The sequence below is a fragment of the Rhizobium fabae genome (genome assembly GCF_003985135.1).
Taxonomy (GTDB): Bacteria; Pseudomonadota; Alphaproteobacteria; order Rhizobiales; family Rhizobiaceae; genus Rhizobium; species Rhizobium pisi.
Map to the genome: position 1 here is coordinate 69,127 of NZ_ML133650.1, position 17,946 is coordinate 87,072.

Sequence of the window (17,946 nt, forward strand, 5' to 3'; positions counted from 1 at the left end):
GGGAGGAATCACAGGAACCAAGGCCATGAACAAGCGTTTTCGTCCTATCCATTGCGGGTTTGAAACCCTCCGCCTCGCCGGCGACCAAGTTCGCTCCACTCAGGGCTACGGCCGTTTCGGCTTTGCCACGAACGAACAGATGGTTGCCCGCGGCACCGGCGTTAGCAGCCGCATCGCGCGCCCGACCGCCATTTTTGCGGACTTCCAGCAATATTGAGCGGCAGGCGCTTCGCCTGCCCTTTCCCGTCAAGAGTAGCCTGAAATGTCCACGATCCTGATATCGCTTCTGTGCAACATCGATACGTTCGAGCACATTCGCGCAGCGGTCTGCGCCGCGCGGGAATATGAGCGCGAGCTTTCGGTCAAGCCGGCAGATGCCAGCGAGCGAATTGGCGCAGGCACTGCTGCAATCGTTCTTTGATCAGACGGTCATTTCCTCGATTTGGGCTGTCGCCCATTCGAAGGCTTCATCGACATAGGCGAACTTGACCGCCTGCCAGGCGCAATATTCCTTTACGAAATCCCGTGATAACCAAAGGTGCGTCTTGCGCGTTTCGTCGTGCCAGGCGACGCAGCCGCGTTGCGCCGCCTTCGCCAGCAGCCGCTGTAGATGAGTGCGCGACATCATGAAATCGCTCGCGAGCGCGCGGGTTTCGACGCGCCCGACAGGAAACCTGTCCGGTTCCGCGTTTTCGATGTCCATCCGGGCCATGAAGTGGTCGACGACGAGTCCGCCGGCCTCTGTCCAGAGAAACAGCGCCACCTGCTCCGGCGGTTCGCGCCAGGCGGCATCTTCCAGGCAATGGCGAGCAATGCGCGGCTGGACGAGCTTCATCAAAGCGGGGTTTGCCTGAAAAAAAGCTGCCCTTTGACCGCCGTCGAGCAGGTCGAGCGCGGCGAGATTGGCAAGAATCCACCCGAACATCGCCTGATGGCTGACTTCGGCCGGTTCGAAATGGCGCGGCCGCCGCCGCTCGTCGCCGGGCGTGTGCACAATGAAGCGGTAGGTATGAAGTTCTTCGATGAAGGCAAGCACGGTGTTGCGGCTCGCTACCTTGTGCGCGGTGATGCGCCCGGTGAGCCGCACGGCGGTGAAACCCGACGTCGGGTCGCGCGGATCATATTCCAGGTTAAGGGCATAGGCCGTCTGGGTCAGAAGCCAGCGCTGGTGGGAGGCGAGCAGCCGCGCCAGCCGCGGGCCGGCATCGAACATGGTACGCGTCTGCCCGGCCAAGAAGCGGATGCTCATCAGGAAGGAAGAATTCCCCGCCAATTGCTCCGCCGTGAATGCCATTATGCTTTTCTCCACCTCCGCTCGCAGGCCAGGGTTCGGAGCAGCGATGCCGGAAGCTCCCCCGGCATCAGCAGCTATTCAAACATGCACAGCTTCGAATAAATGATAGTCTCTCACGTTCAACAATCATATTTCACGGACCGGGGAAATCCCAAGAATTCACCATTCTTTTCGCTCTTTGATCGCAAGTTTCGCACCATGGCAATCCCTGGGTTAAAACCTTTTATATCATGAGCTTGCCGCCGCTCAGGATTGCGGCGTGGTGGCCTTGCGCGCCTCCTTCTGCCCGATACCCAACTGGTGCTCGCGATAGATGATGAAGATGCCGGCAGCGACTACGATGACCGTGCCGATCAGCATGGTAACGCTCGGGACGTCGCCAAAGACGAAATAGGCGACGATGCCGCCGAGCAGGATCGACGTGTATTCGAACGGCGCGATCGTGGAGACATCGGCATGACGGTAACTTTCCGTCAGCAGGATCTGCGCGACGCCGCCGCAAAAGCCGGCCGCGATCAGGCAGAGCGCCGAAGGCCATGGCAGGACCAGCCAGCCGAACGGAAGAGACGCCAGCGAAAAGACCGAGGCGGTGATCGAGAAATAAAGCACGATCGTCGTGGTCTTCTCCTCCTCGACGAGGCGGCGCACCTGGATCATCGCCATGCCGCCAAGAACGGCCGAGAGCAGCACCGAGAGCGCGCCGACCGCCTGTTCGGCCTCCATGCCGCCGTCGCGAAACAGCGTAAGCTTCGGCCAGGAGATGATGGCGACGCCGACGATGCCGAACAACACGGCGCTCCAGCGATAGATGCGCACGGTCTCACCGAGAAAAACTGCGGCGAAGATGACGGCGACGAGCGGCATCGCGTAGCCGAGCGCGATTGCCTCCGGCAGTGGCAGGTGCAAGAGGCCATAGAAGCCGAAACCCATCGACATGATGCCGATCGTGCCGCGCTTGAGATGCCCAATCGGATTGGCCGTATAGAAAGCCGACTGCAACTGCCTGTTATAGGCGAGAAACGCCATGATCGGAAAGAGCGCGAAGAAGGACCGGCAGAAGGTGACCTGCCCCGGCGGAATATCCGAGCCGGCCAGTTTGATGAAAGTCTGCATGGCCAGGAAGACCACGACCGACGAGACTTTGAGCGTAATGCCCCTCATCGGATTTCTGAGAACCGAGTGCATGATCCTGGCTCTTGATGCTGACTTAACAGGGTGGGAGACGCGTTCGACTCGGGAACGCAGCGGATGATTTCCGGCATCGTAACGAAAGAAAATTCCGATGGGCGAAAAAACCGCAGGCAATCCAGGAGAATCGCAAAATCACTTCCGCACCTGCTCGATCTGCGCAGGTACATCCGCATTGCGTCGAAAACTCTCTTCCTTGAGGTCATTCCCCCTAAAATGTCCGCCCACGGCCGCTTGGCATTAACCAATTGAAAACCATAGCCGAGCATCGTTTTTCGTCATCTAGTTGAAAAACACCTTCACCGCCAAACGATTGCCCACCCTCCAGGATACTTTGATGAAGCCGCTTAGCGCAGAAACAATTGCCCAATCGCAGAATGCGACACCGCGTTCCATGCGCGTCGTTACCGACGGCATCAGCACTGATCTTGAGCGCTTCAGCGCCGACAACACGCATATCGTCAAGCAGATCAAGCTGCTTGCGATCAATGCGCTGATCGAGGCGGCGAGAGCGGGCGAGACCGGGAAGGGCTTTGCAGTCGTCGCCAACGAGGTACAGCGGCTGGCACAGATCGCAACCGACATTACCGGCAGGTTCGAGAGCAACGTCCTCGGCCGCATCGGCCTCAGCCGCGCCATGGCCGATTCACTTGTCGAGGAGATGGAGGGCGTGCGCCTGACGGATCTCGCGCAGACGCTGGTGCAGCTCATCGTCCGCAATCTCTTCGAGCGCACGGCCGATGTGCGCTGGTGGGCAACGGACCCGGCACTCTGGCAGGCGCTGCAGGAACCGGGCCGGGAAACCGTCGCCTTCGCGGCCGAGCGTCTCGGAGCTATCAACCGTTTCTACACCGTCTATCTCGATCTCGTCATGACCGATCTCTCGGGCAAGGTGATCGCTTCCGCCAATCCGCATTTCCAGCGCAAGATCGCCGGCACGAGCCTTTCCGGCGATCCGTGGTTCCGTGCGGCATCGACCTGTGCTTCGGGCGACGCGTATATCGTCGACGAGGTCAAATCCAGCCCGCTCCATGACAACAGGCATGCGCTTGTCTATGCCACCGGCATTCGCGAAAACGGCAAGCTCGACGGGCGACTGATCGGCACGCTCGGCGTCTATTTCGACTGGCAGAACCAGGGCCAGGCGATCGTCGAGAAAGAGGCGAACCTGCCGCCGCAGCTGGCGGAAAAGACGACGGTCATGCTGCTCGACGGCAAGAGCCGGGTCATCGCTACCACCAATCCCGCGCTGCTCTTTTCCCATTTCGCGCTCGCCAACCCATCCGGCCAGGCAAAAGGCAGCTACTACGACAACAACGGCTCGATCGTCGCCTTCGCGCGCACCCTCGGCTATGAGGATTATGACGGGCTCGGCTGGTATGGCGTCGTCGTGCAACGGACGGAAAGCGATGCGGCGATCAAGATGGCACTCAATCTTAAATAGTCGCATCAAAGCAGCCGCACCCACTGGTTTCAAACGGATTATTTGACCGGGAACTTCATGTTCAAGGGCAATTTGCTTTAACTTTAGTTCAGACTTTAATGTAATCATGCCCGGCAAATTTATGGCAGAGTGCGCCCGCCTCTGTATTCCGCGATTGTCCAATAACGGTCTTCAGGAACCACCATGCGAACAGATACCGGCCAGGTTATTCATCTGGCAGACTACCGCCCCACCGACTTCGTACTGGAACGCGTGGACCTGACCTTCGAACTCGACCCCACAGAGACAAAGGTCGAGGCCCGTCTCATCTTTCACCGTCGCCCAGGCGCCGATCCCACAGCCCCGATCGTCCTCGACGGCGACGAACTGACGCTGTCGGGGCTGCTGTTCGACCAGGTGGAGCTGGAAGCTTCGCGCTACGACGCGACGCCGGAAAGCCTGACCGTGCGCGACCTGCCGGAAAGCGCGCCGTTCGAGTTGACGATCACCACGATCATCAATCCCGAGGCCAATACCCAACTGATGGGCCTTTACCGCACAGGCGGAATCTATTGCACGCAGTGCGAGGCGGAAGGTTTCCGCCGCATCACCTATTTCCCCGACCGGCCGGACGTGCTCGCGCCGTTCACGGTCAACATCATCGCCGACAAGGACGCCAACCCGCTGCTCTTGTCGAACGGCAACTTCCTCGGCGGCGCGGGCTACGGCCCCGGCAAGCATTTCGCCGCCTGGTTCGACCCTCATCCGAAGCCGAGCTATCTCTTCGCACTCGTCGCCGGTGATCTTGGCGTCGTCGAAGATACGTTTACGACCATGTCTGGCCGTGAAGTGGTGCTGAAGATCTATGTCGAGCACGGCAAGGAGCCGCGCGCGGCCTATGCCATGGACGCGCTGAAACGCTCGATGAAGTGGGACGAAGAGGTCTTCGGCCGCGAATATGATCTCGATATCTTCATGATCGTCGCCGTCTCCGACTTCAACATGGGCGCGATGGAGAACAAGGGTCTCAACATTTTCAATGACAAATACGTGCTTGCCGACCCCGAGATCGCGACCGATGCCGATTACGCCAATATCGAGACGATCATCGCGCATGAATATTTCCACAACTGGACTGGCAACCGCATTACCTGCCGCGACTGGTTCCAGCTCTGCCTCAAGGAAGGCCTGACGGTCTATCGCGACCACGAATTCTCATCCGACCAGCGCTCGCGCCCGGTTAAGCGCATCGCCGAGGTGCGTCATCTGAAATCGGAGCAGTTTCCCGAGGACAGCGGCCCACTCGCTCATCCGGTGCGGCCGACGAAATATCGCGAGATCAACAATTTCTACACGACGACTGTCTACGAGAAGGGCAGCGAAGTCACGCGGATGATCGCGACGCTGCTCGGCAAGGACAGCTTCAAGAAGGGCATGGACCTCTATTTCGACCGCCACGACGGCCAGGCCGTGACGATCGAGGATTTCGTCAAATGCTTCGAAGAGGCGAGCGGGCGCGACCTCGCGCAATTTTCGCTATGGTACCACCAGGCCGGCACGCCGCTCGTCACCGCATCGGGCAGCTACGATGCCGCGGCCGCCAGCTTCACCCTGTCACTCGAGCAGATGACGCCTGCTACCCCCGGTCAACCTGATAAAGAGCCGATGCATATTCCTCTGAGCGTCGCGCTCTTCGGCGAAAACGGCGGCAAGATCGAGCCGACCTTGGTCGAGGGCGCCGAATATGCCGGCGAAGTGCTGCATCTCACTGGCCGCACGCAGACCGCGGTCTTCCATGGCGTTGGATCGCGGCCGGTCGTTTCGATCAACCGCAGTTTCTCGGCGCCGATCAACCTGCATTTCGATCAGAGCCCGGCCGATCTCGCCCATCTCGCCCGCCATGAGACGGACCATTTCGCCCGCTGGCAGGCGCTGACGGACCTCGCACTGCCGAATCTCCTGAAAGCGGCGCGCGACGCCCGCGAGGGCAAGCCTGTTGTCTGCGAGGCGACCTTCGTCGAGACGCTGATTGCGGCAGCTGCTGACGAGAGCCTCGAGCCCGCTTTCCGCGCCCAGGCGCTGGCGCTGCCGAGCGAATCCGACATCGCCCGCGAACTCGGCAGCAACAACGATCCCGATGCCATTCATGCCGGCCGGCAAGCGATCCTGAAACAGATCGCCGATGCCGGAAGGGATGTCTTTGCCACCCTCTACGCAACGATGACGACATCGGGCGATTTCAGCCCGGACGCGAAAAACGCCGGCCTGCGCGCGCTGCGCAATGCCGCCCTCACCTATCTCTCGCATGCCGAAGAGACGCCGGTCCGCGCCAAGGCCGCTTTCGATGCGGCCAACAACATGACCGATCTCAGCCATGCGCTGACGATCCTGGCCCATCGTTTCTCCGACAGCGCGGAGACGAGCGAGGCACTGGCGACATTCCGTGACCGTTTCGCGGAGAATGCGCTCGTCATCGACAAGTGGTTTGCGATCCAGGCCGGCATTCCAGGCGCGAAAACTCTGGATCGGGTCCGCACCCTGATGGACAATCCGCTTTTCAGCCGGACCAACCCCAACCGGATGCGCTCTCTCGTCGGCAGCTTCGCCTTCAGCAATCCGACCGGTTTCGGCCGCGCCGACGGCGAAGGCTATCGCTTTCTGGCCAGCCAGATTCTCGATATCGACGGGCGCAACCCGCAGCTTGCCGCACGCATCCTCACCTCCATGCGCTCCTGGCGCTCTCTCGAACCGGCGCGTGCCGATCATGCCCGCGCCGCGCTCCTTGAGATCGAACGGGCTCCGGCTCTTTCGACCGACGTGCGCGACATCGTCGAACGCACGCTTAAGGGGTAATTTGTTTCGGCCCGCCGCCGCACAAAATGCGGCGGCGGGCCGTCAAATGATTCGAATCATCCGGAAAAACCCGAAAATATAAATAGTTAACGGATTTTTACCTTTGCCTCTGGACAAGGCGAATCACCCATGATTCTCTAGGTCAGGTTCGAGCGAGCGGCGCGCGAATCACATGAGGGACAAGGCGAAGAGATGATGGGCGTGCGGCGGGCAACCGTGGCCGGAGGACGGCTGCGTGTCGATTTTGACGGGCTGAAAGCCTGGCGAGACAGCCTTTCCGGTCATGCGACATCGGAGCCGCTGCTTCGTCATCTGCCAAAGGCGGAGCTCATCTTGAAGCGCGCCATTCCGGCGTTGATCGTCGCCTTCCTTACTGTCGTCGCCGCCTCGCATTTCTTCGGCATGATGAGCGAATATAGCCGGATGGAGGCCTCAGCCCGCCATGCCACCGCCCTTTCGGCGGCAACCGCTTCTGCCGTCTTTGCCGATGCGGCCGATATCTTCGACAGCGGCGATATCACCCAAGCGCAGGACCGGCTTGCGAAGTTCCTGCCGCAGGACCGGCTGGACAGTGGCGCCTTCGTGCTGCTCGTGCAGGCAAGCGGCAAGGTTTTTGCCGCGACGACCGCCGGGCTCTCGCATGTCGGCAGCAATGTCGGCGATTTCTTCCCCGAGGTCTCGGCGATCCGGCGTTTCGGCGATCGCGCCGGCGTCATCGAAACGACGATCGGCGGCGTGCCGCACTATGCCGAGATCACGCTGATGGGCAATGCCGGCGGCTATATCGTCGCCGCCACCTCGCTCGACGAGATCGGCCGGCTCTGGCGCGAGGAACTGGCGCTCAACGTTACGCTGTTTGCCGGCATCTCCTCGATCCTGCTCGTTATCCTCTATGCCTATTACACGCAGGTGAAGCGCGCCCGCGACGCCGACGACATTTTCCTGGAATCGAACTTGCGGGTCGAGACGGCGCTGTCGCGCGGCCGCTGCGGCCTCTGGGATTTCGATTTCGAGAACCGCGAATTCTTCTGGTCGCGCTCCATGTACGACATGCTCGGCCTGCCTGGTTCCGACAAGACGATGGGCTTCGGCGAGGCAGCGCGGCTGATGCATCCTGATGACGGTGGGTTGTACGAGATCGCGCGCGCCATCGCCAATGGCCACTCCGGCCAGGTCGACCAGATCTTCCGCATGCGCCATGCCGGCGGCCATTACGTCTGGATGCGTGCCCGCGCCCAGGTGATCCGCAGCAATTCCGGCCGCATGCACCTGATCGGCATCGCCATGGACGTAACCGAACAGCATCGGCTTGCCCAGCGCTATGCGGAAGCCGACCAGCGGCTCGCCGACGCCATCGAATGCACCTCGGAAGCCTTCGTGCTCTGGGACAAGAACGATCGGCTCGTCATGTGCAACACCCATTTCCAGCAGGCTTATGGGCTACCGGACAGCGTGCTCGTGCCCGGTACCGAGCGTTCGATCGTCAATGCCGCTGCTGCCCGTCCTGTCATCGAGCGGCGGATCGCCGATGCCGACGGCTCCGGCTATTCGCGGACGACCGAGGTACAGCTTGCCGACGAGCGCTGGCTGCAGATCAACGAACGGCGCACCCGCGACGGCGGGCGGGTCTCGGTCGGAACCGATATCACCTTGATGAAACGCCACCAGGAGCGGCTGCGCGAATCCGAACGCCGGCTGATGGCGACGATCGGCGATCTCTCCGCCTCGCGCCAGACGCTGGAGGCCCAGAAATCCGAGCTTTCGACTGCTAACGCCAACTACCAGGCGGAGAAGGAGCGCGCCGAGGCCGCCAATAAGGCGAAATCGGAATTCCTCGCCAACATGTCGCATGAGCTGCGCACGCCGCTCAACGCCATTCTCGGTTTCTCGGAAATCCTGCAGAACCAGATGTTCGGGCCGCTCGGCTCACTGAAATACGACGAATATGCCCGTGATATCCATGACAGTGGCAAACATCTGCTCAACGTCATCAACGACATTCTCGACATGTCGAAGATCGAGGCCGGACACCTCAGGCTGCATCGCGAGCGCATCGACCTCGTGCCGCTGATCGAGGAAAGCCTGCGCTTCACCGCCATACCGGCGGCTGAGAAGAATATCGTCATCGACCAGCGCATCTGCTCCGGCCTGACGCTAGTGGCCGACCGCCGGGCGATGAAACAGGTGCTGCTCAACCTGCTCTCCAATGCCGTGAAATTCACCGACAATGGCGGTCGCATTGCGGTGCGCACACGCCGCATCGACGGCACCGTCGTCGTCACCATAGCCGACACCGGCATCGGCATTCCGCGCTCGGCGCTCTCCAAGATCGGCCAGCCCTTCGAACAGGTGCAGAGCCAGTATGCCAAGAGCAAGGGCGGCTCCGGCCTCGGGCTCGCCATCTCCCGCTCGCTGACCTCACTGCATGGCGGGCGCATGAAGATCCGCTCTCGCGAAGCGATCGGCACCGTGATCTCGCTGCGCATTCCGGATGATGTCTAGGGTCGCTCCACATTGGACGAAAGATTCAGGACCATGGCATCAAGCCCCCGATGAATTAGGCGGTTATCCCTCTGCCTCGAGGCAATCGGCGATGTGGATCACGTGGTCCGGCAATGGTTTTGAACTCCATCTAACGCCCGTCGTTGCCCGTCCCTGTGATACCTGCGCCATACGGCTCTACGAGGCCCCGCATCAACGGATAGAAAACGCAGAAGTGCTAAAGTATCCAAAATGCGAAGTAAAAATTGCGTTTAAGCAGCGCAATTTATGCAGATATGCGAAGGTAACGATTTAGCAACTGCCGCAACCGATAACAGGCGTGTAGCTGACAAACACTCTTCATCTGCCTGCTCAGCTTAGGCAAATCAATTTCCGTCGGGTGAATCACTCATCCGACTACCGTTTCTGCGAGCTATTCTCAGGATCTTAAGACGGGGGATCATGACGACATCCCGTCAGCTCCATACACAGAAATCTAATGTTGCCGTCATCCTTCTTCTCCCGCATCAGCTCCAAACTTGCAATCAAGTCTGGTCTCGGAATGGTCATGGTCATCACCATGCTGACGACCACGTGGCTGACGAACCGAATGGTCGGCGAAAGCTCCAGTCTCGAACGGCAACAGCTGATCATTTCGCGCAATGCCGTGGATACCAAGGCTTCTGTTCGAGGCATGCAGGTCGGCGTACGCGACCTCCGCCTTGCCGATTCGACGGACAAGGTTGCGGCTGCCGTTGCCTTCATAACCGAGAACCACGAATCGGCGAGCAAATACCTGAACGAGGCGATGTCCGCCATGGCAGTGGGTGTCGACTCGGATCGAATGCAGAAGGTCAAGGGCATGACCGACGCTTACTTCGCCTTGGCGGGCGCTCTCGCGAAGGTCATCGGCGCAAAGCTCGGTCAATCGGCGACTGATACAAGCCTGAAAGGGCAAGAGGAAGAACTTAGGGCAAAGCTCCTGGGAATTGCTCAAAATGCGACCAAGACGTTGGACGAGGGCGTTAACGCCGCCAAGGAGAGTGCGCAGCAAGCAGACGTTGACAAGATCGCGATCCAAAGTTTGGCCCAGAAGCTGAATCTCGGTGTTGGCATGCTTGTTCTCATGACCCTTGCAGCGTCCGCTGCTTTCGGCAGCCGCGCTATCGCCAAGCCGATTGCGCGGATCACCAGCGCGATGGGCAATCTCGCTTCCGGCGATACAACGGCACAGGTCCCGTTCGTCGGTCGTCTGGATGAGATCGGGGCAATGGCGGCCGCGGTGGATGTGTTCCGGGAAGCGGCCATCACCAACAGCCGTCTCGAAGGTGACGCACGGGCGTCGCGCGAACAACAGGACGCCGAGCGGGCCGCTACGCAGAAGCGCATGGAAATGGAAGCCGAGCAACTGCGCTTTGCCTCCGAACATCTCGGCGCGGCCTGAAGCGCTTGGCGGCCGGTGACCTGGCCTTTCAGCTGAACGAGGCTTTTGCACCCGACTTCGAACCTCTGCGTCATGACTTCAACGAGTCGGTCCGCCAGCTGAATGCGGCTCTGTCGACGATGGCTGAGAGCATCACAGTAATGGACGGCGGCACCCGCGAGATCGCCACTGGCGCCGGGGATCTCGCCAAACGCACCGAGCAGCAGGCTGCCTCGCTGGAGGAGACCGCAGCCGCGCTCGATCAGATCACCGCCAATGTCAGCTCGTCGATGAAGACGACGGAAGAAGCCCGCACCGTCGCTACCCAGGCCAACCAGAGTGCGGCGAAATCCGCCGAGGTGGTTTCACAGGCCGAAGAGGCGATGCGGCGGATCGAGCAGAGCGCACAGCAGATCTCCAACATCATCGGCGTCATCGACGAGATCGCCTTCCAGACCAATCTGTTGGCGCTCAACGCCGGGGTCGAGGCGGCGCGTGCCGGCGAGGCAGGCAAGGGCTTTGCGGTCGTCGCGCAGGAAGTGCGCGAACTGGCGCAACGTTCGGCCAAGGCAGCCAAGGAGATCAAGGACCTCATTCAAAATTCGACGGCCGAAGTGGAAGGCGGCGTGAAGCTGGTGCACGATACCGGAGAGGCATTGAACGTCATCGGTAGCTTCATCAGGCAGATCAACGACCATATGAGCTCGATCTCCGTCTCCGCAAAGGAGCAGGCGACAGGTTTGGCGGAGATCAACACAGCGGTCAATTCGATGGACCAGAGCACGCAGCAGAATGCGGCGATGGTGGAAGAATCGACGGCTGCCGCATCAAGCCTGGCACAGGAAGCCGCGAAGCTTCGCGACCTAGTCGCTCGCTTCAAATTCGGGGCGGCCGCACCGCGCATGGCCAATCATGCCAGCCAGCCAGTCACTTCGCCTGCCCGCGCACTGACTCAGAAAATTGCCGGCGCCTTCGGCCGCGGGAGTACGGCTGTCGCCGCTCAGACGTGGGAAGAATTTTGATGAGCGCTCAACTGCTGGGCTGAACTGGAATTGCTAAGCTTTTACAGCGGTCAGGAATATTTTCCTGACCGCTTTCGAAAGCCGCTTCACCTCCCCCTCCAACGTTTTGATGTCAGGGCAGTCGCCGGCGCGACAGACGAGTTCGGTGAGGCCGGCGGGTGCATCGTTCGGATCGAACGAGCCGTCGATGGAGAGGCGGATCAATTGTGAAAGGCCGGTATAGAGCGCGAAGGCCTCGAGGCATGTGTCGAGATCGGCCGTCGCCATCAGCCTGTCACCAAGCACCTTCAAGGCCTCGCCGGTGCTCATGCCGTTCACGGCAATGCCAACGCCCCTGGTCGGGGCGATCAACGCCAGATACTGGGCGATGAATTCGAGGTCGATGACGCCGCCGGGGATCAGCTTCAGGTCCCAGGGACCTGATGGCGGCTTTTCCTTGTCGATCAGTTCGCGCATTTCGGCGACGTCATGCGCCACTTTGGCAATGTCGCGATCGGCCGACAGCACCTCCCGAATGATCTGCTCCGCCTCGGCGACGAGGCTCTCGTTGCCACAAATCAGCCGAGCGCGGCTCAGCGCCATATGCTCCCAGGTCCACGCCTCCTCGCGCTGGTATTTGCCGAACGAATTGATGCGGGTGGCGACCGGTCCCTTGTTGCCGGAGGGGCGCAGCCGCATGTCCACCTCATAGAGCACACCCTCGGCAGTCGGCGCCGAGAAGGCGGCGATCAGCCGTTGGGTGATGCGGGTGAAATAGCGCGTTGCGTCGAGCGGTTTCGGCCCATCGGATTCGGCAGCGGCGTCGTCATAGTCGTAGAGCAGGATCAGATCGATGTCTGAACCTGCCGTCAGCTCGAAGCTGCCGAGCTTGCCCATGCCAGCAATCGCGATGCGCCCGCCGGGATAGTCGCCATGGGCTGCCCGCATCTCGTTCACCACGGCATCGAGCGCCGCTGATATAATGAGGTCGGCCAGATGGGTGAAGGCGCGTGCGGCCATCGCGCCGTTGATCGCGCCGGTGAGCAGGCGGATGCCGATCAGGAAGCGCTGTTCGGCAGCGAAGATGCGCAGCCGGTCGAGCACTTCCTCATAGTGGCGCGCCTGGGCAAGCGAGCCCTTCAGCCGCTCACCGAGATACTCGCGCGTCGGCAGCTCGGCCATCAGGCCGGGATCGAGCATGCCGTCGAAGACATGCGGCTTGGCGGCGATCACCTCGGCAAGCCGTGGTGCGGAGGACATGATATTGACGATCAGCGATAAAAGCGCCGGGTTGCTGCCAAGCAGCGAGAAGAGCTGGATGCCGGAGGGAAGGCCCGAAATGAAGCTGTCGAAGCGCAATAGCGCTTCGTCGGCACGCTTGCTTTCACCGAAGACGCGCAGCAGCTCCGGCGCCAGCTCCGTCAGCCTTTCGCGCGCCTCGACCGATTGCGTCGCGCGGTAGCGGCCATAGTGCCAGGTGCGGATGATGCGGGAAATGTCGGACGGCCTGTTGAAACCGAGTTTCTTCAGCGTCTCCAGCGTATCCGGGTCGTCGCCCTGGCCGGTGAAGACGAGGTTTCCGGTCTCGGCAGAAAGCTTGCTCTCCTGTTCGAACAGCTGGGCATAACGCCGCTCTACCGTCTTCAGCACACCGACCAGCCGTTCGGAGAAACTCGGCGTATCGGTGAAGCCCATCATGAAGGCGATACGTTTCAGGTCGGCATCCGTCTCCGGCAGCAGGTGGGTCTGCTCGTCGCGCACCATCTGGATGCGATGCTCGACATCGCGCAGGAACCAGTAGGCCTCCGTCAGTTCATCGCGGGTCTCCGCATCGATCCATTTCGCCTTGGTGAGTTCGCCGAGCGTCTCCTCCGTCACCCGGCCGCGCAGCGATGGCATGCGGCCGCCTGCGATCAGTTGCTGCGTCTGGACGAAGAATTCAATCTCGCGGATGCCGCCGCGGCCGAGCTTGACGTTATGGCCCTTCACCGCGATCGCGCCGTAGCCCTTATGCGCATGGATTTGCCGCTTGATCGAATGGATATCGGCAATCGCCGCATAATCGAGATATTTGCGGAAGACGAAAGGGGCGAGCCCGCGCAGGAATTCTGCACCCGCAGGAAGGTCGCCGGCAACGGCCCGCGCCTTGATGAAAGCTGCCCGCTCCCAATTCTGGCCCCTGCCCTCGTAATAGATCATCGCCGCATCGACCGGGATCGCGAGCGGCGTCGAGCCGGGGTCCGGACGCAGTCGGAGATCCGTGCGGAAGACGTAACCGTCAGCCGTGCGCTCCTGCAGGATACGCACCAGACGGCGCATCATCCTCGGGAAAATCTCGATCGCGTCATCCGGGTCGGGCACGATACCCGCCTGCTCGTCGAAGAAGACCACGAGGTCGATATCGGAGGAATAGTTGAGCTCGCAGGCGCCGAGTTTGCCCATGCCAAGCACGATTAGCCCCGAGCCCTTGCTTGGCGCCGCCAGATCCAGCAGCCGCAGCTTTCCGCCCTCATGGGCGGCCAGCAGCAGATGGTCTATTGCGGCGGCAACCGATGCTTCGGCAAGCTCACTCAGCCAGGCCGTCGTCGCCCGTCCGTCGAAGATGCGCGCAAGATCCGCAACGGCAACGAGGAAGGCCACCTTGCGCTTGATGGTGCGCAGCCTGGTCATCACCACGGATTCCGCAGGTGCGGCGCCTTCGCCATCAGGTTGCCAGCAGCGCCGCGCCTCGGCGATCAACGCTTCGATCTGCGGTTCCAGCGGTTCGCTGACGGCGCCGGCAAGAACGGCGGGGTCGAGATTGACGATTTCACGCAGATAGGGCGACAGCGTCAGCACCGCCGCGATGAAATCGCGCAACGGCCCCTCGGTCTTCAGCATCGTGGCCACCGACGGCTCGTGTCTGCCCGCCTCCTGAAGGTCGGCCAGCGCCAGCTTCAGCTCCGTCTGGTTCAGCGGACGCAATAATCCTTCGGCCACATCCTTCAGACCATGCGTCGATTTCGTCAGCATGCGCTCTCCTAGCCTTACCGCCGAAGGAAGTACCACGCAGAATCGTGGACGACCTCCTTCGACCGGCATTAAACTAGGGTCTTGGCGGCAAACCGCCAATACGCGATTCGACCGATGGTATCTGACAAAGGACTCAGGCGGCGGGCATAGTCGCCAACAGCGCTTCGAGCTTGTCGTAAGCATCCGAAACGCCGGTCGACATGCCTGTTTTCAGCACGAAGTCGCGCGTCTCCTTGCTGTCGTAGAGAATGGTGTTGGTCATCACGGTCCGTCCGCCCCTCTCTTCGAAGATCAGCGTCGACAGCGATTCCGCGCCGCCGTCGAAGATTTCGGTGGCGACCAGACGTTCCGGCGGAACGATTTCCTTGAAGATGCTTGTCAGGCCGAGGTCCGGCTGGCCTTCCATCCTCCAGACGAGACGCAGCTTTCCGCCGACGCGGAGGTCGACCTCACAGACGGCAAGTTCGGAATCGAACGGCACCAGCCAGCGCTTCAGCAACTCCGGCATCGTATAGGCCTTGAAGATCATTTCGCGCGGGGCATCAAAGCTGCGCGCCATGCTGATTTCGCGGTCGCTCGGCAGGCTGACTTCCAGATCTGTCTTGCTCATGCTTCATTTCCTCCTTCGGCCTTCATGGCCTTTTCCTCGTCCTTCAACTCTTCCAGCAACGTGTCGAGCCGTTGGAACTTCGCCTCCCAGAGGGTGCGGTAACGGTCCAGCCAATGGTTCACCTGGGTAAGAGGCTCAACCTCGATCCGGCAGGGTCGCCGCTGGGCATCGCGGCCGCGCGTAATCAGCCCGGCATTCTCCAGGACTTTCAAATGCTTGGAAACAGCCGGCTGGCTCATCGCAAAAGGTTCGGCAAGTTCCAGCACCGATGCCTCGCCCTCGAGCAAGCGGGCAAGGATCGCCCGCCGTGTCGGATCGGCAAGAGCGGCGAATGTTGCATCCAGTCCCGACGTCGAAAGCATTTATATAACCTTTTAGTTTTATAACTTACTGGCTATATAAATGGCTAACCGAAGGCGGTCAAGCCCCTCGCGGCGGCCCGCCATATTGACTGACATCGGTAAAGTCAGGCGGCCTTGGCCGGGAAGATCATGCTGACCGTCAATCCGCGCCGTTCAGGCTTGTCGGGATCGGTATCGGAGAGTTCCAGCCGGCCGTTGTGCAGCTCCATTACCGCTTCAACTAGGGAAAGCCCAAGTCCCGTACCGGGCTTCGAGCGGCTTTCGTCCAGGCGGACGAAGCGCTTCACCACGTCGTCCCGCCTTTCGGCCGGAACACCCGGCCCGTGATCGGCGACCGAAAGGCAGATACCATCAGGATGGCGAGCAAGTTTCAGCGACACCTCGCCCGCTCCTTCCGTATCGGAGGAATATTTGATCGCATTGTCGAGCAGGTTGAAGATCGCCTGGCCGATCAGTTCACGATTGCCCTGCACTTCCACATCGGGCTCGATGCTGGAGCTGAGGTCGAGCCCGGCCTCTTCCGCCGCCGGTTCGTAAAGCTCAGCGCTATCGGAGACGATCGCCGAAAGCTCGACCGGCGACATTTCCGCCGCGACTGATCCCGCCTCGACACGGGAGATCATCAACAGCGCGTTGAAGGTACGGATCAGCTGGTCCGATTCGGAAATGATGCCTTCGAGAGCTGTGCGCCGGGTATCGCCGTCGGTTAGATCGAGCGCATCGGCCGCCTTGTTGCGCAGGCGGGTCAGTGGCGTCTTGAGATCATGAGCGATGTTGTCGGAGACCTGCCGCAGGCCCTCGTTCAGCTTCTCGATGCGTTCGAGCATGGTATTCAAAGACACCGACAACCGGTCGAATTCATCGCCCGATCCGCCCACCGGCAGGCGCTGCGACAGGTCGCCGGCCATGATTTTCTTGCTTGCATCCGACATGCGGTCGATGCGTTTCAGCGCGTTGCGGCCGATGGCGAACCAGATGATGATCGCGCCGAGCCCCATGATCGCCAAAGCCACCATCAGCGCCTGGCGCACCAGCAGACGGAACCGCTCGGGATCGCCGAGGTCGCGGCCGATCAGAATTCTGAGGCCGTTGTCGAGCACGAAGATATTGGCGATCGCTCTGTGGCGGCGCTCGATGCCGCTGTCGGTATAACGCTGATAGATGAAGGGGGCGGAGGTCCAACCGATCTCCTCGAAGACACCCGGCTGCACCGAGGCGACGTTGCCGGCGAGGATATCGCCGGAGGGACCGGCGATGATGTAGAGGTTGGCGCCCGGCTGGCGGGCGCGCCGCTCCATGGTGCGCAGGAGAAGGTTCATGCCGCCGGTGTCATAGGCGCGCTGCACCTGCTCCACCTCCTGCCTGACGGCGTCTCGGATCTGGCCGGTCAGCAGCCGTTCCGACATCGCCGTCACATAAAAGACGAGTGTCGCGGCGCAGATGGCAAAAAGCAGGATGTAGAGTGCCGAAAGGCGGACTGCGGTGGACTTGAAGAGAACCCTGAAGCGGCTCATCCCTCATCCTTGATCATATACCCCGCGCCCCGAATGGTCTTCAGGAGCGGCTGGCTATAGTCTTTTTCGATCTTCGAGCGCAGGCGCGAGACGTGCACGTCGATGACGTTGGTCTGCGGGTCAAAATGATAGTCCCAGACGTTTTCGAGCAGCATGGTGCGGGTCACCACCTGGCCGGCATTCTTCATCAGATATTCGAGCAGGCGGAATTCGCGCGGCTGCAGCAGGATCTCCTTGCCGCCGCGGCGCACCTCGTGGGAAAGCCGGTCCAGCTCGAGATCGCCGACGCGATAGACGACATCCTGATCCGGCGTGCCCTTGCGGCGGCCGAGCACCTCGACTCGCGCCAGCAATTCGCTGAAGGCATAGGGCTTCGGCAGATAGTCGTCGCCGCCAGCGCGGAGACCGGTCACACGGTCATCGACCTGACCCAGCGCGGAGAGGATGAGGACCGGCGTATGGATGGCCTTGCGGCGCAGCTCGCTGATGACGGACAGCCCGTCCCGGCGCGGCAGCATGCGGTCGATGACGATGACGTCGTAGGTATTTTCGGACCCCATAAACAGGCCGCTCTCGCCGTCGCTGGCGTGATCGGCGACGATGCCTGCCTCACGAAAGGCTTTCGTGAGGTAGACTGCGGCTTCGAGATCATCTTCGATGATGAGAATCTTCATGCGGCCGACATTACCCACCGGCTGCGTTTCGGCAAGGCTCAAAGCATGTTCCTGCGGGGCGGCGCTCATTGAGATCGTCCTTCAAAGATCAGAGGAATCGAGCCGCGCGGA

Annotated in this window: 12 protein-coding genes and 1 pseudogene; 6 read left to right on the forward strand and 7 right to left on the reverse strand. The window is 61.0% G+C overall.

The annotated features are described in order from the left end of the window. Positions 1–25: 25 nt before the first annotated feature. Together EFB14_RS13775 and EFB14_RS32885 are read left to right on the forward strand one after the other, a co-directional pair. Positions 26–217, forward strand: coding sequence for a hypothetical protein (locus EFB14_RS13775; RefSeq protein WP_125846203.1), 192 nt, complete (start codon positions 26–28; stop codon positions 215–217). 45 nt (positions 218–262) lie between these two features. After that, complete coding sequence (locus EFB14_RS32885; protein WP_164737526.1) at positions 263–421, forward strand: hypothetical protein; 159 nt, start codon at positions 263–265, stop codon at positions 419–421. Here the strand turns inward: EFB14_RS32885 and EFB14_RS13780 are convergent, their stop codons facing one another. After that, positions 422–1,294, reverse strand: coding sequence for a hypothetical protein (locus tag EFB14_RS13780; protein ID WP_126826029.1), 873 nt, complete (start codon positions 1,292–1,294; stop codon positions 422–424). Positions 1,295–1,540: 246 nt separating this feature from the next. After that, a complete protein-coding gene (locus EFB14_RS13785) occupies positions 1,541–2,479 on the reverse strand; it encodes a DMT family transporter (RefSeq protein ID WP_126826034.1) in 939 nt (312 codons plus the stop codon). A 340-nt stretch (positions 2,480–2,819) separates the two neighbouring features. Between EFB14_RS13785 and EFB14_RS33755 the strand changes: the two genes are divergently transcribed. The 4 genes and pseudogenes from EFB14_RS33755 (at position 2,820) to EFB14_RS13810 (ending at position 11,684) form a co-directional block, all read left to right on the forward strand. After that, positions 2,820–3,926, forward strand: a complete 1,107-nt coding sequence (locus EFB14_RS33755; RefSeq protein ID WP_126826038.1) for a methyl-accepting chemotaxis protein — start codon at positions 2,820–2,822, stop codon at positions 3,924–3,926. Between the two features lie 183 nt (positions 3,927–4,109). Continuing rightward, positions 4,110–6,758: an aminopeptidase N gene (gene pepN, locus EFB14_RS13800; protein WP_126826042.1), complete on the forward strand. Its 2,649-nt coding sequence runs from the start codon at positions 4,110–4,112 to the stop codon at positions 6,756–6,758. 192 nt (positions 6,759–6,950) lie between these two features. Beyond that, positions 6,951–9,260, forward strand: coding sequence for a PAS domain-containing sensor histidine kinase (locus EFB14_RS13805; RefSeq protein ID WP_126826045.1), 2,310 nt, complete (start codon positions 6,951–6,953; stop codon positions 9,258–9,260). A gap of 478 nt (positions 9,261–9,738) precedes the next feature. Continuing rightward, a pseudogene (locus EFB14_RS13810) lies at positions 9,739–11,684 on the forward strand (methyl-accepting chemotaxis protein). Between the two features lie 33 nt (positions 11,685–11,717). Here the strand turns inward: EFB14_RS13810 and EFB14_RS13815 are convergent. From EFB14_RS13815 to EFB14_RS13835, 5 genes are all read right to left on the reverse strand, one after another. After that, positions 11,718–14,675: a bifunctional [glutamine synthetase] adenylyltransferase/[glutamine synthetase]-adenylyl-L-tyrosine phosphorylase gene (locus EFB14_RS13815; RefSeq protein WP_126826048.1), complete on the reverse strand. Its 2,958-nt coding sequence runs from the start codon at positions 14,673–14,675 to the stop codon at positions 11,718–11,720. A 133-nt stretch (positions 14,676–14,808) separates the two neighbouring features. Beyond that, a complete protein-coding gene (locus EFB14_RS13820; protein WP_125846212.1) occupies positions 14,809–15,285 on the reverse strand; it encodes an SRPBCC family protein in 477 nt (158 codons plus the stop codon). Beyond that, on the reverse strand, positions 15,282–15,647 hold the full coding sequence (locus tag EFB14_RS13825) for an ArsR/SmtB family transcription factor (RefSeq protein WP_126826051.1): 366 nt from the start codon (positions 15,645–15,647) through the stop codon (positions 15,282–15,284). Before EFB14_RS13825 ends, EFB14_RS13820 begins: the two co-directional genes overlap by 4 nt. 104 nt (positions 15,648–15,751) lie before the next feature. Further along, a complete protein-coding gene (locus EFB14_RS13830; protein ID WP_126826054.1) occupies positions 15,752–17,161 on the reverse strand; it encodes a sensor histidine kinase in 1,410 nt (469 codons plus the stop codon). Beyond that, complete coding sequence (locus EFB14_RS13835) at positions 17,158–17,904, reverse strand: response regulator transcription factor (RefSeq protein ID WP_125846215.1); 747 nt, start codon at positions 17,902–17,904, stop codon at positions 17,158–17,160. The genes EFB14_RS13830 and EFB14_RS13835 overlap by 4 nt, the downstream gene beginning before the upstream one ends. Positions 17,905–17,946: the final 42 nt, after the last annotated feature.